The following is a 23615-nucleotide window of genomic DNA, read 5'->3' on the forward strand; positions in this document are numbered from 1 at the left end:
AAGCGAAACGGAGGTCGCCTGAAACACCCTCATCCACAGGTCTTGACAATATCTCTGGTATGGACGTTGATAGAGGGGCACCAGATACTGAGAGGTGCCTTCTAGGAGTTTCTGAACACTAACTTCTCGAGCTGCGACCACTTATGCACTTTACCTTTCCAAGGGGGGAGGACACATCACCGTATTCCAAAAATCGACTCCGCGCGGTCGACAGAAACTTATCGCAATTCGCCATCGGCGCACATTGAGGCGGTCAGCAGCATTCCAAAACCGCGTCGATATGGCTTAAATCAATCCCCGATCCTGAATGAAAAGTTGGGTTCATTGCGGTTGTCCGAACATTGCAGATACGAATCCGCGTGAGAGCGCCCTACGACATACGGCCAAGAACATGCCCACCCGCCGACGTCTGCGAACTGTCCCTGCCCTTGTTTTACTACTGCCGGGTCATTGAGATACGCATCCGCTATCGCAAGGGCTTCGGCACAATCGACCTGACCGACCAACACTACAACAGGCAAAGTTCCGACACTTTTGCTGGAAATCGTTCCGCATTCCTCACCAACGCCGGCCACGCGCGGCGAACTGTTAGCTCCAAATGATGAGGATGGCGCGACCGTTGTCGTGATCGGATTACTGTCTGTGACATTCACAGTCCGCTGATCACCGTCGAAGGTAAAGGATCCACCTCGGCCCTTGCAGGACATCGAAGTAGCGGAAAGCGCAGTGCATTCCAATTCACCAACGGCAAGAGTGGCCCCGGTAGGCAGAACTGGACCCGCCAACATCCCGCCGGCCACGTTGATGGCCTTACGCGCGTGCTCTGAATCGATCGTGACCGAGTTGGCTGCTGCCACGATTCCTGTCGTGGGATCAGTTATCGGTGCGTCAGTGGCTGGAAGAGGGATTGTGCATGACAGATGCTCAGTCGATTGGGTATTCGGATTAAACCAACACCCCGCCTTACCCGAGTCCAACCGAAAAGCATGCTTGCCGTAGCCGAGGTAGTACTTATCCTGATTGACGGGCGATTGGGCCGTCACTGAGGTTGAGCCCACATCCACGGCTGCAGTACTTGTCGAGCTGTCCGGATCTACCGAACTGACATCTTCGCTGGCCGAGCAGCCTGCTGCCAATACCCCCGCGCATGCAACCGCGACTACAAATCGAACACTCATGCAGTTCCTCCCCATACGTCCGAGATCTCGGTCGACCTTCGCTGGAAGTGTACGCACCATACTCCGACAAAATGCTCACCGCCGAAGTCCGTTACCCCACTAAAACACGCCGAGATACGGTTCTAAGATCTTCATGTTCTTGTCTTCCCTGAGAACCTTCATCGTTTTCAACTCGAGCTGCCGGATTCGCTCTCTGGTGACGCCGTAGATCTTTCCGATCTCGTCCAGCGTCAGTGGTTCTTGTCCGCTGAGCCCAAACCGCAACCGTACGATTTCTGCCTGCCTATCGGGGAACTCAGCCAGCAAATCCTCCACCTGTTGGTGGAACACCTTGTGGTTTATCACTTCGTCTACGGATACCGCGAATTCATCCGCGATGTCCGTCTGATCTCCGTCAAGAGAATCCGTCAGGACATCCAAACTGAGGGTCCTACGGTCGTAGTCCTGCATTGCACGAATACTGGTCGGCGACTCGTCCAGCAATGCAGCGAGTTCGTCAATCGTCGGGCCGACACCGCGCTCAATCTCCAGACGCCGAGTTTCGCTCCGGATCCGATCGATCTTCTCCACCATGTGAACTGGTACGCGGATTGTTCGGGCCTGATCTGCGAGCGCCCGGGTGATCGCTTGCCTGATCCACCACGTGGCATAGGTGGAGAACTTATTTCCCGTCGTGAAGTCAAATTTCTCAACGGCTCTGATCAATCCCAGATTTCCCTCTTGCACGAGATCGAGGAAGTCGAGTCCGCGTCCGATGTAGCGGCGCGCGATCGACACTACGAGCCTGAGGTTGGAATTGATGAATAGCATCTTCGATCGATCACCATCTCGCTTCAGCCACATCATATCTCGACGCACCAAGGCCGGTAGTTTCTCGCCCTTTGCAGACAGCTCGTCCAAGATCGAGTCGACGTAAAGTCCCGTCTCGATGCGCTTCGCCAGATCAACTTCCTCTTCCGCATCGAGCAGTGAAAACTTGGCCGCTTGCGCCAAGTACACAGCAAGTGAATCCGCGGGTTCGACATCTGCGTCGACATCCAGATCTTCGACGACCGGCAACTCTGAATCACTGGAAGTTGGGATCAGTAAGTGCTCGACAACACGAGGTTTCGATAGTCCAGACCGCGTGTCTATCGGCTCCGGGGGCTCTCGGAGTGTAATGCTTGCGGGAACAACAGGCTCAGAAACTTTGAACAGACTGTCCGCGAAAACCGAAACACCGAAACCTATCAACAGCTTCGAAAGCTCCGCGAAGTTCGCGTTCGCAGATTCGTCGAATCTCACCGCGTCGACATGTGCGTGCAGCGAGTCGATCTGCGTCAGATCGTCATCATCGACACCAACCACAACGGATCCCAGAACAGCCACGTCACCGGCAATCAGTCGTACAGACCTGATTGCCGACAACAAGATCCGACGAGGATCCATCGGAAACGGGATATTAATCTGTCGTGCCAGACATTCTCGCGTGATCCACAGGTATCCGTCATGCAACAAAATCTGGCCGTCGAAGCCCTCATAACGCTTGAGTGTCGTCATCCTCAGCGCAGCACATCACCCTTGGACACGCGAGCCTGAACGCGCTCGACGATACGATCAATCAAGCGTGTGTCGGACTTCCACCGCATCGCCGCTTTGTCGTAGTTCATTGCATGTTGAGCGACAACGTCTTTGAGCTGCTCAATGCTGAGTGTCTTCAGTCGCGCACGGAGTCCCGCCTCGCCCGAGACCTCGAAGACCTGGAACGGATCAAGCAGTGCCCGAGAGCGTTTCGGCTTCTTCGATGTGACCGGTCGCGGAGTGGGTAAGGCCGACGAAGCACCTTCATCGGCGGTCAAGGCCTCTGCCAACGCCTTGGCGAATCGCGGCGTGCGCGTCGCCTCTGCCGCCACAACCTGGACGAGGCGGGACAATGCGGCACCAACAGTCGGATCCAATGCCCCTAATGCCACCAACGCGGACTCGGCGTCCGACGTAGCGCGGCGAAGAATTAACTCTCTCTGCGATACGACCTGTGATTCAACCTCTACCGCGCCCACGCGAGCCTCACCTTCGTCGTTGCCAAGAAATCCTGCGCCAGATCCCGCAATGCGGTGAACTGACCATCTGTACCGTACTTTTGCCGCAATGTTCCGAAATCTGCATATTCGGCGGCCGCCGCTATTTGGTTGGCCTCGGGAATAAGAGACGGGAACACCATGCCGATGTCCTTGCGCCGGTTCAGGTCATCGACAGTATTTCGATGCACGGATGACGCCTTCCTGTATTTGGTGATCACGATCCCCAGCTCGACAATCGACTTGCCCCAACGTTCGCCATGGCTTTTGACTCGTTCCTGGATAGGACCGATACCGTAGGTGGACATGACGTCTGGAATTGTCGGAATGATATAGGCATCTGCAACGCGTAAACCATTGAGCGTAATCGTCTCGAGGTTCGGCGGGCAATCGATCAATACGTAGTCGTAGTTATCGAAGACCGGTGTGAGCGCACGGAGCAGGATGTCGGTAGATTCATTTCCGATTCCGAGCGCCGCGGCAGCCACCTTCTCCTGCATACCGATCAGCGCCAGCGACGAAGGTATGAGATCTACAGACATCACCTTCTTCAAGGGTGAAACACAGTGGAGGATCAACCTCGAAATGTCATAGTCAGCGCCATTTGACGCGACTGCAGCATCAAATAGTGAAGCAATGGTGAGGTTCAGCGAATCGACTTCACCCCAACGACGCTCACCTACCATCATGATCGTGAGGTTGGTCTGCGGATCGAGGTCGATCAGCAACACACGTTGGCCAAATTCGCCGGACAGCATCTCCGCGAGCGCCGCAGTTGTTGTCGTCTTTCCGACCCCACCCTTGAGATTGATAGTCGCGACGACGTGCGTCACTGATGCCTCTCCCTCTAAACCCCGTACAGACCGATAACACGTACAGCCATCGCATATGCGATTCCGCTTACCGGCAATCTAGCGCGAACATCCGACACGATCGAAATTTCTCGACTTAAAGCAACGCAGCCAACATTTCCGCTACGTCCTTTTCTCCCAGACGTACTATCGCTGCTGCTTCGACTGCGGCTGCGGCCTCCGTGGCAATCCCTAATGCGGCGGCTACCTCGACGCGGCTCATCGGTCGGTGCCCTCCCAACCCGTGCCGGAGAATCATCACGCTGACGGCATCTGGAGTCAGGACCGAAAGACTAGTCAGTACAGCATCCAACTTCTCTAGAGACGGAGTGCGGGCAACGTCGTGCAACACCGCTCGCAATTCGTACGAGTGAGATTCACCAAGATCATCGTCGAGTTCCGAACTATCCGACCTCGAACTCAGTCGTTTCGCTGTCTCGCGATACTGCGCGCTAAAGGGCGCATCGACAAGATTCTCCTCTGACCCTGATCCACCCAGCCATCCCTGCAAAATACCTGGAGCGACAGCCGAATCAACGGTAATGATGGTTGACGCGATTCCGGTCAATTGCTCGAGGAACGTCCCGTGTGCTCCGTTCTCCGGGTCCTCAGACGTACCCTTCGCAAACAGAACCAGGAAGGAGGCATGTCGGCCGTCTGTCTTGGGGCGGATGATCCGTCCCATCCGCTGGATCATCTGACGACGACTTTTACTGCCCGCCAGAATGATTCCGACGTCAGCCTCGGGAACATCAACGCCTTCGTCAAGCACCTTCGGCGCAACGAGCGCCTTCATCGCGCCGCTCTTGAAGGCAGCTAGCAGAGTTGAACGATCAGTACGGGACAAGTCACTAGTATATGGAGCCGCAAGCACTCCTTCTTCGAGAAGCACTTCTGCAGCAGCACGAGACGATTCCTTGGTCTCAGAGAAGAGAATGCTGCGTCCGGAGCGAGACAGAACCGCACCCAAATTTCGCACAGTGTCCAGCTTGCTTGCGGCTTCGGCAAGAAGCGCCCGGCGCTGCGAAAAGGCGCGGAGATAATTGCGGGCTGCCCACGTCGCACGCCCTGCCTCGCCCTCGCTCAACTGCTGCACTTCGCGCATGAACTCACCGAACGGCTCTGGCGTGCAACCATATTTTCCGATCAATGCACGTTGCTCGCGTTGAGCGGTTTCGTCGAGTTCGGAATACTTCGATTGCTCAACCTCAGAGAGCGGAACCGCCACCAACATCACTCGCACGGGCGCCAAAATGCCGTCCTGATGTCCGCGCTCGTAGTCGCAGCCTTGAATCACCGAGCCGAAGTATGGCAACAGGTGCTGTTCGACTCCATCATCAGTGCGCTCGAATGTCGCCGTCAATCCCAGACGTTCGGAGTAGACGGGCTGCAAGAGTTGCGAAAATGTCAGCGCGCCATAGCGATGCACTTCGTCAGCGACCATCAAAGCCCGACCTGGTGGAGTAGGTGCTTTCTTCTGGATTGCTGACTGAACCGTTGTGATCAGGACATCGCACGTCTCGAAGGTTTCCGAATATCCGCCACCTCTACGACCGACCCGCGTCTTCGGCAAATTCTTATGAAAAGCTCGAAACCACTGATCTAACAGGTCGATTCCCGGCACGACAACCAGAACTGACAAACCTTGCCGAACAGCCCACGCCGAAGCCGCAATCCCCAGGGTGGTCTTACCCGTTCCCGTCACTGCCTCGACAACGCCGCGACGATCAGCTGACCACCACTTGTCCAGCGCTTCTCGCTGCCAGTCCCGGAGGTTGAGTTGATCCGATTGGACCTCGGGTGCCGCTGTCATGACCGGGCCCATTCATCGCCATCGCTGCTACTTTGCTTGCGCAGCAATCCCTCGCCGACAAGTTCAGCAAGAATTGCAGTCAATTGATCCGCAGGCAGGCGTGTGATCCGACGGCCCCTAGGAATTGTTATCGGGCCCATCCAAGCAGCGGCGGCCAGGATCGCTTTCGCCGAGTTTCGATCCGCCGGAGGCAGAGTTGGTTCAGCTGATTCGCTCTCTCCTGGAAGTGCATAACGGTCGTTCACGTACTCGACCAAGCCCATCGAGACGAGGATCTCCAGTGCTTCGGATACGGCATCGGGATCTGCACGCAGCCTCGATGCCAGCGTAAATAGATCGACAGGACCCGATTTAAGCTCGGAGACAATCAACGTCTGTATCAACCGCGGAGTAATTGAAACATATTCGACGACAGATTCTTTCGCAGAGTCGTCAGCTGGATCTGAGCCGCCGGATCTCGCAGCTAGATCGTACGTCAGATTGGGTCGCGTGCCTGATCGAATCAATCTGCCGTCATGTGTGAGTTTGCGCAATGCCGACCACACTTGCGGATGATTGAGGTTCCACGATGCCGCGAGTCCACGTGAAGACACAGGTTCACTTTCGACAGCGGCCAAGATCCGGTCGAACAGATAGTCGTCCGGGCGAGGGATAGCGCTGTCCGGCATCACTTCCCACGCCGTTGATACCTCCAACCTTGTGGCTTGAGACGATGAAGGGTCGGCTAGAAGAGGCTCCTCCTGCGGAATTTCTTCAACCACCACAACGGGTTCCACAACAGGCAGCGCTTCAACAACGGGCTCCACAAGAGGCAGCGTATCCACAACATCGTCGGCAGTCGCGCCCGAGACGTCAGGGATATCAACAACCGTCACCGCGACGGGTACAGCAATTGGCGGAACCGGGACATCAGCAGGAATCACATTGGCCAGCTCGGCCTCCACAACGTCCTCGGCCAGTGATTCGTCATTAGGCATCACAGGCGGAACCCACACGGCTGTAGCGTCTTTCGCCCGCGGCAAGGATGACACTGATCCCGGAGAAATTCCGCGGCGATCAAGCTCGGCCCACAGGCCGGACAGTGAGGCAACGGGGTCCATGTAGTACTCGGATTCCCGAATGCGCCAGAACTCCCAGCCACACCGCTTGAGTTCACGCTCGCGTTCCATGTCCGAGCGAACTTGGTCAGGTGTCGAATGCCAATGGTCGCCATCACATTCGACGGCGAGCCGACCGGCAGAACCGGTGACTACCAGATCGATTCGTCTGCCGTTTACTTCTACTTGGCAGTTGACGTGGTACCCGCGCGCAACGATGTCGAGGAAGATTCGTTGCTCGAAAAGACTGTCGAATTCGCTGTGCTTACTGTCTCGAGTGACGTGCTCGGGCATAGGATCGGCCGGCGCCGACGACGTGCTCTGCATGTACGTCATCAATGAGTGACGAAGGTCGGTGGATTGCAGATTGTCCGACGTCACGGAATGGAACAGCCAGAGCTGATCTTGGGCTCGTGATGCCGCGACGTTGTACCGACGCTGGTACTCGTTCTTTGTCATGGCCATCACGCGTTGTTCAGGCCCTATCACCATAGACAGGAGGATTACGTGTCGCTCGTCGCCCTGGAAATCCGGGGGTGTTCCGATCCGAAGTCTGCGGTCCTCCCACTGGTCGACATCGAGCCGTTTGAGCAATTCGTTTTGAATGAGGTCGACCTGACGCTGCCCTTGCAGTACGACGACGCCGAAGGTCTTACCCGCGTACGCCGTATCGGACAGGCACGCCTCGATGGCATCGGCGATGGCGAGGGCCTCTGTTCGGTTGACCAACGCTGCGTTCTTGCCGGTGACAGCCCCGCCGGGAACGTAAGTCGTACGAAGCGGCGGAAGGCGGTCAGCGCCGTACTGTCGAACCGGGATCAACGGCGCGTCGCGGTAGAATTGATTGCTCGACCAGTTGATGATCTCGGGCATGCACCGGAAGTGTTCGCGCAGACGAACCACCTGGCCGAATCTGGTCCGAAGCATCGAGAACATACTCGATCTCGGGGTGAGGCTGCTCCGCAGATATACGGGCATGTCCGGTAGATATGTTTCCAACCGACCGAAAACGTCGTCGAGCGCGCCGGACGCTACTTCACTTGGCGCGCATTGTTTGTCGTCTCCGACCACAATGACCCGGGGTGCCAGCCACAGGAGGAAGAGGCTACTGAGGTCTGCCTGGCTGGCTTCGTCGACGATAACGACGTCGAAGCTATTGGGCTCTGGTGGAATCGCTGCAAGCACCTGTTGAAGTGGCATAACCCAGGCAGGTACCGCGCCCTGTGCCTTCTGCATCGCATCGCGCGCTGCGACACGGAAGGTCTCGGCGTACTTTCCGGTGCCCTTGCCGATATTGGCGACGTGATCGCGGTACGACTGCAGGGCTCCGACTTGTTCCGCGGTCATCCGTTCGAGGCAACCGATCCACGCTCGCTCTGCCGCGAGTTTAGCCGTCAGCTGGGAAATATCTGCCTCGGTGACGTCGAGTACATGCTCGAGTTCTTTGTCACGCCCAGGCTCATGCTGTTTCTGCACCCAGGCTTGGGCACGCCTCCACGCCCATGCATCGTCGAGTTCATCGAGTCTGACGTTCCAACTCGAGTCGTCGGACGTTCCCCGAATCAACTGGGCCAGATTCGGTGCTTCTGATTCCAATTGCGCACTCAGCGTGTTGAGCTGAATCTCTTCGTCGCGCTCTCGACGAGCGATCTCCAACCCGGTCAACGCATGCGAGATACCGTCGATGTCGGCCGCGTCGATCGCTTCGATCAATGCCTGACTTTCAGGTGAAACCGCGCCTGCAAATGCTCCGGCAATGTCCACGCTGAGCTGCCGCATGTAAGTCTGAGCTTGCTCAGCTCGGTCAGTGTCAGCGACCGCACCGGTCGCAGCTGCTACTGCCTGCGCCTGCGCAAGCCCTCGGATAGGCGGCGCGCCTTGGCCTACGGCAACAAGCCTCTCTACGAGCGCCCGCACTTCGGCCACGCAGGCATTGACGGTTTGCACTTCACTCACAGTGCGATGCAAGTTGTTCACTTGCAAGGCGCGAGAACCCTTGGTAGTTACACTAACTCCGAGATCGGCAAGGATCGCTGCCGCTGACCGCACACAATCCAAGGCCCGCAGGTGTTCCGCAACGTATCGGACATTCTCGGTTGACGTTGCAGGTTGGCCGTCCACGGTGGGGACAGGGCCCAGCTCTTCGACGGCCTTTTGTTGGTCACTCTTGCGGAATCGTCCACGCCATTCCTGGCCGTTTTCCATCGCAACAGCAAGTTCGTGGAATACGACCGCAGCGCGCCGTCCATCGACCTCGGTTTCCACCACACGTACGCCGACATGCTGGTCAGCCTGCGCCGCGACGTGGAGGAGTTCTGGGATTTTGGCAGTCTTCGACCACAAGTGGGCCGCGCTTCCGGACAGTATTCCGTCTGCAACACCCTGGTAGGCCGGATCCAACTCGCGTACTGCGGCTACTGCGAACTGAAGCCGTTTGCATCTATCACCGATCTCCGCCAACGTCGCCGGACTAGCACCGTCGAGGACTTGCAAAAGCTCCGCCGCAGCGGGATTCAAAGGAGCTGGAATGGTCGCGGCCGCCTCGCAGGCACGCTGCAGGTCAGGCCACTGTGGAAGCCTGCCCTCGATCACTGGAAACGTTTGATGTGCCCGCTGTGCGCGAACTGGGTTCGATTGCGACGCCAACGCCAGGAGTTGTCGAAACTGAGGAAGATCCAAGCTTGGCGCAGCCGACTGCAATGGCGCCGGAAGCCATTCATACCGCTGGCCGCAAGCGACGACATCACGCACTATCGCGGCTGCGGTCCCCGAATATCCCTGAGCAACAAAGGGATGCTTGAAAGTCTCCCGCTCGCGTAGGGCTCTGATCTCTTCCGTAATAACCGCCTTACGGCTGAGCGCCTGATTCCTCTTGTCGTTCAGACCGTCGACGACCTCTGCCGACGCCCTGTGATTGAATGATGCTTTGCGCGTTGCAATTTCAGCGACGCTTTTGTTCAGTTCGGTCGATCCGCCACGTCCGATGTCCGTGATGGAAACGCACAGCTCCTTCATTTCGTCGGGAAGCTTATCCCTCAATACTCGCAGTGCCTGCGACTTTTCACTGGTAACCAGCACGCGTTGCCCCTTGGCCAACAGTGCCGACACCAAGTTTGCGATGGTATGCGTCTTGCCAGTACCTGGTGGACCTTCGACCACCACTCCGCTGTCACCGATGAGTCTCTCGATGATGTCGCCCTGTTCCCGATTGGCAGGCAATGGGAACAGCGGATCTTCCGCGTAGGCAACGGTGGCGGCCGAACCCGTCCGTTCCAGCCATGCGATACGATCTTCCGGCTCGATCGGCGTGACTAGTTGCGCGAGACCCAATGGTATTGCAGTTCCATCATGTTCGGCTTCGGCAATCATCGCCTCGTAGTACTCGACCAGAGCGAAGGCGCCGCGCTTGCGAAGGACGAGCGCTGGTGCGGGAGTTAGCGCTCGGCCGGTTCGGGACGCCGATGCCGTATCGCCGACTTCAACAGTTGTTGTCAGCGCTCGCGCAGCCCATTCTTTCAAGAAGACAACAATATTGTCGGCTACTGGCGACGTGTAGTCGATCAAACTCTCCTGGAGAGACCGCGACCCGGTTCCGTCGAAAATATGGAGCCCGGTCAGTAGCTGCGTGTCCTCGAGCCTCGGTGCACTATCTGGCGAAAGCCGCACCAACAGGTCACCCGACGATTCATCTCGTTCGACGGTGGCCGACTGACTGATGATGTGTGTCCTGATATCTTCGCCCGCCGCATTGGCCGACAGCTCGAGCAGACCTGATGCAAGTACCAGCTCGACAGACTCCGGCCGAGAAGTGAGTTCTTGAAGAACCTTTTGCAGATCCTGATACAAGAGCCAGAATGGTCGACGCTCCTGATCTAGTTTCGCCCACATCCGCCACTCTGCAAGCCATCGCTCAAATGTCGCGTCGACACCTGACGACTCTTCCGAGAGTGTCGGCGTCGATGCCGAATCCGCAATATTTCCTAGCACCCAGCCGCGCAGGCCAACGGGCACTGCAGGTGCGTCGTCCAGCGAGATCCGGCGCGCGCGGAGCAGAACTTCCCCACCCGATGCACTGTGCTCGATGGACATCGATAGCAAATTGCCACTGAGCCAGATGATGTTGTCATGCTGGCGAAGATTGCGCACAGGCTTGGTTCGAGCCTTGACCAGTTCACGTAGGAACTTCATCAATCGTTGAACGCGGTCTTTGAGCTGCGGATCGCCCTCCGGATTCGGCAACTGCTCGCCCCTCTCATTGTTCACAAGGGCACTGCAGCGCCACATCACACACAAGAGTAAAGAAGGAGTCGGACAAATTCTCGCGACCCCGCAATTCCGGCGTGCCTATTTCCGAAAACCGAGCAGATCCCATCTGCTTTGTCCATGAGCAACCCGACTCAGCTCGATCGCGTGATGCCCCGTTCGGTCACGTCGCCGGTCATGCGCAACCCAATCGTCGGTCACCTTTCGGATGCCGGCTGCTACTTCGGTGGAATGCAGAATGAAGACGGCAGGTTCCGCGCCGGCGAGATCGACGAAGGCCCAAAACCTCGATCCGGTGTCGTCCAGCGTCAGATCCTCATCGCTCTTCTGGGCTTGCCACGTGCCGGCTGTGCGCGTCTTGACCCGAACGATGAACCGTCGTCCGCTTTTCGTGGATATCCACACAGCTGTTCGTCGCGAAGAATCCAGGCGCCCACACTCTGCACCGCGGGTACGCACCATCTGCAGGAACCACAGGACCCCACGATCTGACGTACTCAGTTGTTCTGCCGATGAAACGGTCCGGGTAGCGGGTTTCGGCGTCGAGACCGCCTCAACTCTGCCGGCCGATGATGCACCTCTCATGGAACCAATCGATCGCCCTGACCCGTCATGCAATGTCCACAGTGTCCATCCGTCGACGCCCTGTGAACTGCCCGGGTCATATCGGTCGATCACTGCGCTGGCAGCAGCGGAGGGGTCCGTGAATCGTCGGCCTTCCAGATCGCCCTTGGTGATGTGGGTTTCACCAGAAACCGGATCGCAGACTGCCAGTGTGCGAAACCCTTCGCAGTCAAGCCACACTCGCCACTTTCGGCCGACTGCGGCAGAACCTGTCGGCAACCGTGTCGATGGCGGACTAGGTCGAGGAACCTGTTCCTTCGACTTTTCAGTAGGAACCATCACTGCAGGACGAGTCAGCACTGTTCTCGCAACCGGCCGCACATCAGATGGAGCCGCGACAGGCCGCACGCTCACCGGCAGAGTCGAAGCGTCGGCAGGACAGACATCGCCAGGTACTTGTGAGTCGTCTGAGTCGTCGACCAGGTGAGCTACCAACTCCCACAGCTGTGCCAGCCTCATCGTTGACAAATGAGAGAGAGGTGTTCCCTCCACGGCATTCGAAAGCTGTTTGGTTCCCGCATGAGCGGGGAGAGATTGCGCTAGTGATGCAAACGCTCGAAGCGTCTTCGTGCGGTCGTCCTCGGAGCCAGGAGCCAATCCCCCGACCGCAAACCAGCACTCCCCGATCCAAGCCCACGTCACCCTCGGATCGTTGTCGAGAATATCGAGTTCGTCCGCCAGTTGGTTGTAAACGTCGTAGTCGCCTTCGTCCTCGTCCACGCCTGCAACAACAGACACAATTTCTTCCGCAGCAGCCAGTCCGTCAAGCGAATCCAGTGCTGCAAGGAACTTCTTGGCAGATGTGACTTCTCGTGATTCGTCACTGGTCGATTCATTACCTGCGCCCGATAGCAGGGCCGCCAGCCTTCTGAATTCCTCGCGCGAATCCGGAGCAAAAACAATAGCGTCCGGATGTTCGTCGGCGCTGTACGCGTCGATGGTCGCTGCATCTTCGACCAACACACAGACCGAGCCGACTCCAGCCGGCTCTCCAGCCTCGAATAGGCACCCCACGACCTTCTCCAGGAGTACCCGTCTGGGCTCCAACGGTAGTCTGACATCCAACGCTGCCGGCGCAGGTTCCCGTGTGAGCCACAAGTACGGACCATCGATAACGATCTGCCCGTTGAGCCCGTCGTACCGCCGCACTTATTCCTCCGCTAACAAATTCGCCAACTCACTGATGAATGTGCACACTTCGAGGCATGCAGTGCACCTGTCCAGATAATCATTAGCACGACACCACGACAGGCTCGGGCTACGAACTACGCAACCGACGCCTTTCTGTGTCGTTAATTGTGCGGGTGCGTCCACATCCAACCCAAGTACTCAACTCAACGAGGTCTTCAGTCGACGGCGGTGAAACCCTTCGCCCGATCCTCGTCGCCGACGCTCCACAGGTTGGTCGACACTTCCGCCTTCACGAGGGGAATCACTTCTTCGGCAAAGCGACGCAATGTTTCCTTCTGATGCTCGAAGTCGAGCACGTGATTGACCGACACCGACTGGAAATCGTGGCCATAACTCTCGTGATAATCGAGGATCTTCTCGGCGACTCGCTCCGAAGACCCGACCAACGCCGGCCCGCGGTCGACGGCTTCCTCGATGGTCCGGAAGCTCGTCGACTTTCCGACCGCTTTGGGGTCGTGCTTGCGTTTGTCAGCTTGTGCAACGGCGCCCTCGTAGATCGGACGGAACTCTTCGATGGCCTGCTCGGTGGTATCGGCGAGGAACAATCCGCCCGAACCCGATCCGACGTACGCCTTGGACGGGTCGTGCCCGTACGCCAGGTACTGCTCGCGGTAGTGGTCGATCAGCACTTTGTAGTTCTCACGAGGCTGGAAGGCGTTGGCGGTGACGATGGGGTCGCCCCACTTCGCCGCGAGTTCGACGGCCTCGAATGAGGTGGCCGATCCGTGCCAGATACGGAACGGTCCGTCGTAGGGACGCGGTAGAGTCGTCGCGTCCTCGAGCGATGGTCGGTGAGTTCCCACCCACTTGACGTTCTCCTCGCTGATCAGCAGTTTGAGGAGTTCGTAGTTCTCGGTGAGGTATTGGTACTGCTTGGCGATATCCAGGCCGAGGAGCGGGTATTGAAGGACCTCGTTGCCCTTGCCGATCACAATCTCGAGACGTCCCCGGCTCAGCTGATCGATGGTTCCGAAATCTTCGGCGACTCGAATCGGGTCGAGTAGCGACAGAACGGTGACACCCGTCGAGAGCAGGATTCTGTCTGTGGCCTGCGCAATTGCCCCCAAAACGACGGTTGGCGCCGACGAAAGAACCGGCCCGGCGTGGCGCTCACCCACCGAGAACGAATCGATACCCAGTTCTTCGGCGAGAACCGCCAGTTCGACGACGCGGTTGAGCCGGTCGGACGGGGCAACTTCCTCGCCGGTCACTGGATGGGGTGGGTTGAAAATGATGTCCAGAACCTGAAAACGCATGACCCGTCTTTCTCGATAACCGCACAGCGCGCCTGTCCCTCGGAGGCTAGTGCGCGGCGGCTCGACGGATCTGCCATCCAAGGACGCGCCCAACGCAACGAATTCGCGAAACACTCTATTCAGCAACATCTTTCGACTCAATAAGACCATTCAGTCGATAAAACTCTCACCGATCCGAAGTCGACCGAAAACATGCCGAACTCCCGCCAGGCAGGACCTGTGTCACCGACCAATCGAGCGCACGGTAAACATGAAGTACTAAGAGTGCGTTCCCTTATCGTTAAGAGGTACTTGTTATGAACGGTGCGGCAGCCATCGGTGATGGCATATTTCAGATTCCTGTCCCGATCACGGACAACCCGCTCGGGCACACGCTCGTCTACGCCATGGAATCCCCCGGCGGACTGATCTTGGTCGACGCTGGCTGGGGTGACGACAACGGCTGGCAGGGCCTCAACGCGGGGCTCGCCGAGATCGGGCATTCGGTGACCGACATCGAGGGCGTCGTGGTCACGCACTTCCATCCGGACCACACCGGACTGTGCGGACGGGTCCGCGAGGCATCCGGCGCTTGGATCGCCATGCATGAGGACGACCACTACCTGTTCGATCAGATGTCGACTGCGCGTAACGACGAGTGGATGGCATATCAGCTCGAGAACATGGAACGCGCTGGAGCGCCGAAAGCCGACCGTGATGCATTCAAATTGACGGCCGCGGGCGAGTCTCCCGTGGGCCCCGAGTCCGCTCCCGACCGCCTTCTCGCCGACGACGAAATCATTGCACTCACCGGCCGCGGCCTCCGCGTTGTCTACACCCCCGGCCACACGCCTGGTCACGTCTGCTTCTACCTCGACGACGCCGACATCATGTTCACCGGCGACCACGTCCTGCAGAAGACGACACCACACGTCGGCAACTTCGTGTACCCCCTCGACGAACGTGACGCCCTCGCCGATTTCCTCGACTCGCTCGCACGAGTGCAGAACATGAACATCACCCGCGGTCTCGGCGCTCACGGCATTCCGATCGACGACGTCGGAGGTCGCGCCGGCGAGCTGATCGAGCATCACCAGGAGCGACTCGATCACCTACTCCAGGAGTTCGCCGACGACAAGCTCACCGTGTGGGACGTCGCGGCAAAGATGAAGTGGTACAAGCCGTGGGCCGAGATCTCCCCGATGGGAAAGACGATGGCGCTCTCCGAGGGCGCAGCTCACCTTCGCCATCTGGTTGCCCGAGAGCAGGTCTCTCAGGTTCCCGGCTCCGAGCCCGCGCTCTTCGCTCGCTCCGTCTGAAAGATCAGGGCCGACAAGCACTCCGCTCGTCGGCCCTGATCTCTATTCCGCTTCGGCCTGATCGACTATTCGGGTCGACGCCGATCGCGGGACCACCACCACCGGAACCGGTGAGTACCGCACGATCTTCGCTGCCCGACTGCCGAGGAAGACCCGGGCCAGTGGACCTGCCTTGCTCGAGCCGACTGTCAGAACGTCACCTCGATCCCACTCGACGCCCTCGAGCGCCTCGGCCCAGTTACGACCATGGCTGATAACCGATTCCATGACGTCGGGTATTTCGGGCAGTGCACGCACGCGCTCGAAGGCAGCGTTGGTCTCGCGCTCGACCACCTCGGCCCACTCGGAGATGACCGGTGAATCCCCCTCGGTCCCGAGCGTTGTCGTGTACTGCGTGTTCGCACGAACTGCAAACGCCGCCAATCTGAGTCCGGCATCGACACGCGCAGCCACGGTCGCGGCGGCGAGCACCAGATCGTCTTGATCGGGTGTGCCCGAGTATGCGGCAGTGACGCGGCGGACCACCTCACCGGGCTTGGTTCGAAATCCCCTCGGCGCCAGCGCGACCGGAACGTCGGAGCTGTGCAGCAAGCGTGAGGTGACACTGCCGAGAGCGACGTGACCGAACACCCCGGCTGTGGACGAATCCAGGACGATCATCTTGGCTTCGTGCTCGTGAACGAGATCGAGCAGGCCACTCGACGTCGACTGAGCCTCATGTACGACATAGGTCACGTCGACGTCGGAGGGCATGTCTGCCCGCGCTTTCGCCAGCGCCGCTTCGGCTTCTGCTCGCAACTGCTGGTGGTATTCGGCGTCGACACGCGCCATTCCGGGCGGTGGCGGCGAGGGAATCACCGCGCAGATCACCAGCGGTTCACCGGACGAGCGCGCCAACAGCGTTGCAAGATGGACGGTTCCGGAACTGTCACCGTCGGGTGCGTATCCCGCGAGCAGCGTCATGACTCGGACTCCGATCCCAATTCGGCGCGGTTCTTCGCACCGAGGCGCGAGTGCTTCATACCGTAGGCGAAGTACCAGATGATCGCGACGGTCACCCAGATGAGGAACACGTAGATCGTGACGGTTCGGAGGTCCTTGATGATCCACAGGCAGCCCAGGATCGAGAGGATCGGCGTCACCGGATAGCCGGGAACTTTGAAGCTGCGCGGCAGGTCCGGGTCACTGCGCCGTAGGATGATGACCCCGATCGAGACCACGAGGAAGGCCACCAGGGTTCCGATACTGGTCATTTCGGCGAGGAAGTTGATGGGAATGAAACCGGCCAGAATGCTGATGACGACGCAGACGATGATGGTGTTGGGCACCGGCGTCAGAGTCCGCGGGTTCACCTTGTGGAAGATCGACGGAATCATGCCGTCGCGTGACATCGCGAACAGAATGCGGGTCTGACCGTAGATGACCACGAGCGTGACGCTGCAGATCGAGATCACCGCACCGGCGGCCAGAAGTGTTCCCGGCCAGGTAGATCCGGTCACCTGTTCGAGGATGGCGGACAGCCCGGCTTCCTGACCTTCGAACGATGCGGAATCCTGTGCACCGATCGCCACGGCGACAACGGCGATGTAGATCGCGGTGACGGACACGAGCGCAATGAGGATCGCGAGAGGGAGATTGCGACGAGGGTTCTTCACTTCTTCGCCGGCAGTGGACACGGCGTCGAGGCCGATGTACGAGAAGAAGATGATTCCGGCGGCGGACATGACGCCGCTGAATCCGAACGGTGCGAAGTCGGCGAAGTGATTGCTGTTCCATCCGGCGATGCCGACCACGATGAAGAGCAACAGAATTGCGAGCTTGATCGAGACCATGATGGCGTTGGCCTTGGCCGATTCACTGGCGCCGCGGATGAGCAGAACACCGCACAGGCACACCAGGATCACTGCGGGCAGATTGATGATGCCGCCCTGCTCCGGCGCTTGTGACAACGCGTCGGGAATCTGGAACCCGAAGAGGTTGCCAAGCAGCTGGTTCAAGTATTGCGACCATCCGACGGACACCGCCGCGGCCGATACTCCGTACTCGAGAAGCAGACACGCTCCGACGGCCATCGCCGGAAGCTCTCCGAGCGTCGCGTAAGCGTAGGAATACGACGAGCCCGACGCCGGGACAGCTCCGGCCAACTCCGCGTAACAGATCGCCGTGAGTCCCGCGACGACACCGGCAACAACGAAGGAGATGATGACCGCCGGACCCGCAACCGGGACTGCCTGCGAGAGGACGAAGAAGATACCGGTGCCGATCGTGGCGCCGATGCCGAACATGGACAACTGCGCCAAACCGATACTGCGGGTCAGCTCGCCGCCGTTGGTATCTGCGCCGGTCTCCTGGTCTATCTGCAAAGCCGGCTTGCGCCGAAGTACGTGTTTGACGAGAGTAGCCATCGACGCTCCTCTAGAGTGCCTGGTAGGAAACTGTTGTATCCTCATACTGCACGCAAGTGTCCTGCGACACAACTGTTGGAGCAAAGTTGTCCAGCTCACGCCAACCGTCCGGTCTGGAAAGCCCGGATCGTGAACCGCCTTCGGAGAAAACGGGGAGATCATGACCGGACCGACCATCACCGTCGACCTGCGTCGTATCGAACAGAATGCGCGCGTCCTCGTCGAGGCGTCCAGCGCTCACGGTATATCGGTGGCCGGTGTCAGCAAATCTACGTGCGGATCCCCCAAGGTGGCACGAGCAATGGTCCGCGGCGGCGTCACGCAGATCGCCGACTCCCGCCTGGACAACCTGGCCCGCATTCGCCGCGACGGCATCACCGTTCCCCTGATGCTGATCCGCGCACCGTCGCTGAACGAGATCGACGACACGATCCGCTACGCGGACATCAGCCTCAACTCCGAGTTGACGACGATTGCTGCTCTGGGCAGAGCAGCACAAACGCGAGGCGTAGTCCACGACATCGTGCTGATGATCGACCTCGGAGATCTCCGCGAAGGAATCCTGCCGGCGGAGGCGCTGGACGTAGTCGCTGAAATCCTTCCTATCGAGGGCATCAGACTGATCGGAATCGGCGCGAACCTCGCGTGCGTCGGTGGCATCCAACCGACCGTCGACAACCTGACGAATCTGGTCTACCTAGCCGACGAAATCACGAAGCGGTTCTCGATCGAACTGCCGATCGTTTCCGGCGGCAATACGTTCTCGCTGCCACTACTCGAGACGGGCACGATGCCCGAGGGGATCAACCATCTGCGTTTGGGCGCCAGCATCGTACTGGCCGAATCACCCACTCCCCCCGGACTGTACGAACTGCTGAACAACGATGCCTTCACTCTCACCGCGGACATCATCGAGGCCAAGGTCAAGCCGTCGCGGCCGTATGGAGTCTCAGGGGAAGACGCATTCGGCCGACGCCCCGTCTTCGACAACGAGGACAAGCCGAGCCGACGCCTGATCTTGTCCATCGGCCGCGAAGACATCTCGCCGGAAGGCTTGACCCCGATCGATCCGCGCCTGAAGGTGATCAGCGCCAGTAGCGATCACCTCCTCGTCGACGCCGGAGAAACAGGCGACGAATACCGACTGGGTGGCACCGTCGACTTCACGATCGATTACGGCGCGCTCTTGATGGCGATGACATCGCCCTACGTCGAAAAGCACTACGTCCTGGGCACCGAACCGATCGATGCCAATGCGAGCGTCGAATTGATCGACCTCGAAACTAGCGGGCTGGCAAGCCATCTCCTGGATCACGGTCTGCGCGAGGACATGTCCGGAATCGGTTTCAGCTGCATTCAAGGAGAGAACGCCGCCGCGGATCTCACGACGTTGCCGCTGTGGCTCACTGCCGAGGCCTGGCAGAACACCAAAATTCCGATCGCCACCGAACCCGGAACTGATTTGGGTGCAATTATTTTCGCCTCCCACGGCGATATCGAACAATTGCTGTCGTCGGCGGTGGATCTGCACGGCCCCAGCTTGGAGAACACCGTCTTGGTGGGCGTCAAGAACGCCACGGTCGATCACAAGCGCGCACTCGACGAGTACGGGGTATTGCTGGTGACGATCGACGAGATCGATCGCCGTGGCATGGCGGCCTTGATGCCTCGCGTCCTCGCCGCGGCGGGTCAGGGTGTGAACGGCGTCCACGTCCACTTCGACCTGGACATCATCGACGGGCGTGTTCTCGGCGTCGACGACACGACGCATCTGGGCGGCCTCACATTCCGAGAAGCGCACCTCGCCGCCGAATTCATCAGCGAGACCGGCCTGACGAGATCGATTTCGATCGGCAGCGTTGCGGGAGCGGATTCCGATCCTCTCGGCCGTCAGGCGACCTTCGTCGACGGACTGGTTGCATCGCTGCTCGGGCGCAAGGTGGTCAAAGCCTGACGTTGTCGGCAGCCCTTGCGAGAATCGTTCGATGATCACGCGGAGCTCCGGTCAGCACGTATTCATCGCACTCGGCACGCCGTGGCTCGATGCCGTGGTCGCGTTTCTCGAACCCCGTGCCCGTGTCGATCCCTGGATCATGCGCGGAAAGATGGCCATCGGCGACCTGCTGATCACTGTTCTCGACACCACTCCTCGCACGCTGCTCTGCATCGAGACCGTGGCTGCGCCCTTCGACGGCACGTCGCGGATGGAAGTCGATGAACGCCCGTACGAACTCCACGGTTTGCCCACCGTTCCAGAACTCGAACAACGATGGTCCATCACGTTTCCCACGGATCCTGGGCCGGTCGACGACGCACTGGCCGACCGGATTCCCACGGCCGGCCAGTCACACTATGCGCACTACTTCGGCGACATCGACACGCTGGATCCGACGTCCACAGCTGCCCACGCCCGAACGTTGATGAACGAGCGGGGCAACTGCACAGGTTGCAGCTCACCGATGCCGTTGCGAAAGTTCAACAGCAGCGATCGCCTTCACTTTCATTCCGCATCACGGATCTTCAGGCAGGCTGAACCTGGTGACGACTACCCAGCCGTCCTGTGCCGCAAATGCACCGGAAGGATGGCCACGTCCGGGCACACCAACTTCATCGACTACATGCTGGCGAAAAATCCGTCGTGCCCACTCTGCGGTGCACACAGAACCGCTCAGTGTTCCCCGGGGATGCCGGTCCATCCATTCGATCACCTACCGTGGCTCGCCGGAACAGGCTGCGTCGTGGGACCGGACACCCCGGAATGGACGTGCCGAGCATCAATCACTCATGGGGACAGATGTTCCCGCCGGATCACCCGCAGCAGGACTGATCAGTTTGCGGCAAAGCCGGGAAGCCGGTCGATGTCTGCAACGATCGAGAACTCGGATGCATCGCCCTTGATGATGCGGCTCTGCTCACCGTGGACGTCGACGGGAACGTCACCGGCCAACGTCACGCGATGCACGCTGCGCGCCTGTGTCCCGTAATCGGAAATCCCGTAATGCTGGGTTGCCTGGTTGTCCCAGATCGCCAGATCACCGGGAGCCCATGACCACCGAACGGTGTTTTCCAACTTGATGATTCGTGCCTGCAGAAGCTGGTAGAGAGCAACCGACTCCGACGGCTTCAGTCCGACGAACTCCTTGACGAAGTGACCGAGAAGCAGAGTCTTCTCCCCTGTCGCAGGATGGACCCGAACCACCGGATGCTCCGTCTCGTAGATTTCGCGAGTGAATTCGGAGTAGTTCGTCACGCGCTGAGCGTCGCCTTGCTTCACCTTGTCGATAATCTCGGCGTAGTCGTATGCATTAGTGTGGACAGCGCGCAGATTCTCGACCAATACCTTGAGCGAATGCGGCAGTTGGTTGTACGCAGCCGTGGTAGACGCCCACGTGGTGGCTCCGCCGTACTCGGGAATTGTGGTCGCGCGCAGGATCGATGCCTTCGGGATGCGATCGATGAAAGTGACGTCGGTGTGCCAGCTGCTGGCAGCGCCGTCGAGCACCAACAGCTTGTTGTCCTTGGACTTGAGAGTGGGATGCGTGGTGGTCTGGCTGCCGAGGGTTCCGGCGAATTCGTACTGCGACGTGTCGTCGAGATGCTGCTGCCCACGGAAGAACACAACCTTGTGCGCTGCCAGCGCATAGTTGATCGCGTAGGCGGTCTCTTCGGACAGATCCCCAGAGAGGTGTACGCCGTCGATGCGGGCGCCGATCAGCTCACCGACCTTGTGGACAGTGATTCCGCCGGCAGCGTAGATCTGCTCCGGGGTCTGAGTGACGCGTTCGAGTTCGGTGATGGACATGTCAAGCTCCTATGAGTCTGCAAAAGGTTGAGGTGGTGGTAATGCTGTTTGATGTCGAGACGGGTCAAACGGCAACAGTCAGGTCGAGAACCAGTGATTCCCGTTCCCGCCCGGCGCGCTGACGACGCGGATCTGGAACAGGCACCGCGGCAACCAACTGTTGTGTGTAGTCCTGCCGTGGCGAGCTGAATACCTCTGCAGCGGGGCCCTCTTCGACCAACTCCCCGCTGCGAAGTACCGCTACCCGGTCGGCTACCTGATTGACGACTGCAAGATCGTGGCTGATGAACAGACATGCGAAGTTGTATTCCTCCCTGAGATCGGCAAAGAGTGAAAGAACATCGGCTTGGACGGAAACATCCAGAGCGCTGGTCGGCTCATCGGCCACCAGCAGTCTCGGTCCGAGGGCAAGTGCTCGGGCCAGCGCAACACGCTGGCGTTGACCACCGGAAAGTTCTCCTGGTGCCCGGTGAGCAAAAGACTTCGGTAGGCGAACTGATTCGAGTAACTCCCCCACCCGGTTTCGCAGCAGGGCTCCGGTGGCAAAGCGATGGACTTCGAGTGGCTCGCCGACGCTTTGTCCGACCGTCCGACGCGGATCGAGAGATGCCGCAGGGTCCTGATGAATCAAGGCCATTCCCTTGCGGATGCCCCGAAGATTCGCGGCGGAGATCTTTCCGAGATCGGTTCCGTCGAAAGCAACGATGCCGCTACTGGCCCTGATAACACCGAGCGCAGCCCGGCCGAGAGTTGTCTTCCCTGATCCCGATTCACCGACCAGTCCGACAACCTCGCCGGCCTGAACCGTCAGGCTCACCTGATCGACCGCACGAAACTCTCTGTTGCCCAGCCTCGCCGGGTACACGATGGAGGCCGCGTCGAACCGCAGGATCGGCGGGACTTGCGCGTCGCCTTCGCTATCGACCAGAGCAACCACAGGCTTCGGCTGGTCGACCTCCGGCAGACGTGGCACGGCCGCAAGCAAAGCCTGTGTGTACGACTCACGCGGCGTCGCAAAGAGATCGAAAACGGTCTGCTGCTCGACGACCCTGCCCGATCGCATCACCAGCACGCGATCTGCGATGTCCGCAACGACACCCATGTTGTGTGTGATGAGCAGTATTGCAGTGCCCGAACGATCACGCAGATTACGCAGGAGTTGCAGAATTTCGGCCTGCACGGTGACGTCGAGCGCAGTAGTCGGTTCGTCGGCGATGAGTAAATCAGGAGAACCCGACAACGCCAGCGCGATGACAACCCGCTGCTTCTGTCCACCCGAGAGTTGATGCGGATACCAGTCGACCCGACGCTCCGGTTCCGGAATCTCCACCATCCGTAGAAGATTGATTGCGCGAACTCTGGCGTCGGCACGCGAGATCTTGCCGTGTGCCCGCAGCGCCTGCGCGATCTGCCAACCCACCTTCTGCACTGGATTCAGTGCAGTCTGAGGCTCCTGGAAAACCATCGCGGCCCGAGTCCCCCGCAATTGATTGAGCGTCGCCTCGTCGGCACCGAGCACCTGTTGGCCACCGAGTTGGATCAACCCGCGGGCCTGCGCGCCGTCCGGTAACAACCCGAGAACAGCGCGTGCGGTCAACGACTTACCGGATCCGGACTCGCCGACCAACGCCAATATCTCACCGAAACCCAATTCGAGGTTGACGTGGTCGACCACAGTTGTCGACGAGCCACGGGAACCGTCGGCATCGAACTCGATCACCAGATCCCGGATGGCGAGAACTGCCTGTGCGGGTGTTGCATTCATGACTACGTCCTTGAA

At 59.2% G+C, this 23615-nt stretch carries 14 protein-coding genes; 2 read left to right on the forward strand and 12 right to left on the reverse strand.

The genetic code is table 11. The features are described from left to right. Positions 1 to 290: 290 nt before the first annotated feature. From ACKAMS_RS31415 to ACKAMS_RS31450, 8 genes are all read right to left on the reverse strand, one after another. Positions 291 to 1178 (reverse strand): hypothetical protein, encoded by an 888-nt coding sequence (locus ACKAMS_RS31415; protein WP_408989995.1) that lies wholly within the window; start codon positions 1176 to 1178, stop codon positions 291 to 293. A gap of 99 nt (positions 1179 to 1277) precedes the next feature. Further along, the gene (locus ACKAMS_RS31420) at positions 1278 to 2717 is read right to left on the reverse strand and encodes a sigma-70 family RNA polymerase sigma factor (protein WP_408989996.1); all 1440 of its coding nucleotides are present in this window, start codon (positions 2715 to 2717) and stop codon (positions 1278 to 1280) included. A gap of 2 nt (positions 2718 to 2719) precedes the next feature. Then, on the reverse strand, positions 2720 to 3217 hold the full coding sequence (locus ACKAMS_RS31425; RefSeq protein ID WP_408989997.1) for a hypothetical protein: 498 nt from the start codon (positions 3215 to 3217) through the stop codon (positions 2720 to 2722). Beyond that, on the reverse strand, positions 3205 to 4068 hold the full coding sequence (locus ACKAMS_RS31430) for a ParA family protein (RefSeq protein WP_408989998.1): 864 nt from the start codon (positions 4066 to 4068) through the stop codon (positions 3205 to 3207). The genes ACKAMS_RS31425 and ACKAMS_RS31430 overlap by 13 nt, the downstream gene beginning before the upstream one ends. A 115-nt stretch (positions 4069 to 4183) precedes the next feature. After that, the gene (locus tag ACKAMS_RS31435; protein WP_408989999.1) at positions 4184 to 5899 is read right to left on the reverse strand and encodes a DEAD/DEAH box helicase; all 1716 of its coding nucleotides are present in this window, start codon (positions 5897 to 5899) and stop codon (positions 4184 to 4186) included. Next, positions 5896 to 11259, reverse strand: a complete 5364-nt coding sequence (locus ACKAMS_RS31440) for an AAA domain-containing protein (protein ID WP_408990000.1) — start codon at positions 11257 to 11259, stop codon at positions 5896 to 5898. Before ACKAMS_RS31440 ends, ACKAMS_RS31435 begins: the two co-directional genes overlap by 4 nt. Before the next feature lie 81 nt (positions 11260 to 11340). After that, positions 11341 to 13032 carry a hypothetical protein gene (locus ACKAMS_RS31445; RefSeq protein ID WP_408990001.1) on the reverse strand — a complete coding sequence of 564 codons (1692 nt, stop codon included), beginning with the start codon at positions 13030 to 13032 and terminating at the stop codon, positions 11341 to 11343. 197 nt (positions 13033 to 13229) lie between these two features. Further along, positions 13230 to 14330, reverse strand: coding sequence for an LLM class flavin-dependent oxidoreductase (locus tag ACKAMS_RS31450; protein ID WP_408990002.1), 1101 nt, complete (start codon positions 14328 to 14330; stop codon positions 13230 to 13232). Between the two features lie 296 nt (positions 14331 to 14626). Here ACKAMS_RS31450 and ACKAMS_RS31455 point away from each other — a divergent pair, with 296 nt between their 5' ends. Then, positions 14627 to 15628 (forward strand): MBL fold metallo-hydrolase, encoded by a 1002-nt coding sequence (locus ACKAMS_RS31455; protein ID WP_021344933.1) that lies wholly within the window; start codon positions 14627 to 14629, stop codon positions 15626 to 15628. A 42-nt stretch (positions 15629 to 15670) separates the two neighbouring features. Here the strand turns inward: ACKAMS_RS31455 and ACKAMS_RS31460 are convergent, their stop codons facing one another. Together ACKAMS_RS31460 and ACKAMS_RS31465 are read right to left on the reverse strand one after the other, a co-directional pair. Continuing rightward, on the reverse strand, positions 15671 to 16591 hold the full coding sequence (locus ACKAMS_RS31460) for a universal stress protein (RefSeq protein WP_021344934.1): 921 nt from the start codon (positions 16589 to 16591) through the stop codon (positions 15671 to 15673). Further along, on the reverse strand, positions 16588 to 18033 hold the full coding sequence (locus tag ACKAMS_RS31465) for an amino acid permease (protein ID WP_003940657.1): 1446 nt from the start codon (positions 18031 to 18033) through the stop codon (positions 16588 to 16590). Before ACKAMS_RS31465 ends, ACKAMS_RS31460 begins: the two co-directional genes overlap by 4 nt. 160 nt (positions 18034 to 18193) lie before the next feature. Here ACKAMS_RS31465 and ACKAMS_RS31470 point away from each other — a divergent pair, with 160 nt between their 5' ends. Continuing rightward, complete coding sequence (locus ACKAMS_RS31470) at positions 18194 to 19987, forward strand: alanine racemase (RefSeq protein ID WP_256065429.1); 1794 nt, start codon at positions 18194 to 18196, stop codon at positions 19985 to 19987. Positions 19988 to 20860: 873 nt separating this feature from the next. Here the strand turns inward: ACKAMS_RS31470 and ACKAMS_RS31475 are convergent. Both ACKAMS_RS31475 and ACKAMS_RS31480 read right to left on the reverse strand, forming a co-directional pair. Further along, positions 20861 to 21835, reverse strand: a complete 975-nt coding sequence (locus tag ACKAMS_RS31475) for a TauD/TfdA family dioxygenase (protein WP_060938955.1) — start codon at positions 21833 to 21835, stop codon at positions 20861 to 20863. Between the two features lie 64 nt (positions 21836 to 21899). Next, on the reverse strand, positions 21900 to 23600 hold the full coding sequence (locus tag ACKAMS_RS31480) for a dipeptide ABC transporter ATP-binding protein (protein ID WP_408990003.1): 1701 nt from the start codon (positions 23598 to 23600) through the stop codon (positions 21900 to 21902). Positions 23601 to 23615 lie beyond the last annotated feature (15 nt).

Origin of the sequence: Rhodococcus sp. 5A-K4, assembly GCF_046097995.1 — a bacterium.
In the GTDB taxonomy this organism is placed as follows: domain Bacteria; phylum Actinomycetota; class Actinomycetes; order Mycobacteriales; family Mycobacteriaceae; genus Rhodococcus_F; species Rhodococcus_F erythropolis.

Coding starts and splice junctions, on each gene's coding strand:
- ACKAMS_RS31460 (WP_021344934.1), bottom strand. CDS start 16,591: ATGACGCTGCTCGCGGGATACGCACCCGACGGTGACAGTTCCGGAACC.
- ACKAMS_RS31470 (WP_256065429.1), top strand. CDS start 18,194: ATGACCGGACCGACCATCACCGTCGACCTGCGTCGTATCGAACAGAAT.
- ACKAMS_RS31450 (WP_408990002.1), bottom strand. CDS start 14,330: ATGCGTTTTCAGGTTCTGGACATCATTTTCAACCCACCCCATCCAGTG.
- ACKAMS_RS31435 (WP_408989999.1), bottom strand. CDS start 5,899: ATGACAGCGGCACCCGAGGTCCAATCGGATCAACTCAACCTCCGGGAC.
- ACKAMS_RS31420 (WP_408989996.1), bottom strand. CDS start 2,717: ATGACGACACTCAAGCGTTATGAGGGCTTCGACGGCCAGATTTTGTTG.
- ACKAMS_RS31465 (WP_003940657.1), bottom strand. CDS start 18,033: ATGGCTACTCTCGTCAAACACGTACTTCGGCGCAAGCCGGCTTTGCAG.
- ACKAMS_RS31415 (WP_408989995.1), bottom strand. CDS start 1,178: ATGAGTGTTCGATTTGTAGTCGCGGTTGCATGCGCGGGGGTATTGGCA.
- ACKAMS_RS31475 (WP_060938955.1), bottom strand. CDS start 21,835: ATGTCCATCACCGAACTCGAACGCGTCACTCAGACCCCGGAGCAGATC.
- ACKAMS_RS31480 (WP_408990003.1), bottom strand. CDS start 23,600: ATGAATGCAACACCCGCACAGGCAGTTCTCGCCATCCGGGATCTGGTG.
- ACKAMS_RS31455 (WP_021344933.1), top strand. CDS start 14,627: ATGAACGGTGCGGCAGCCATCGGTGATGGCATATTTCAGATTCCTGTC.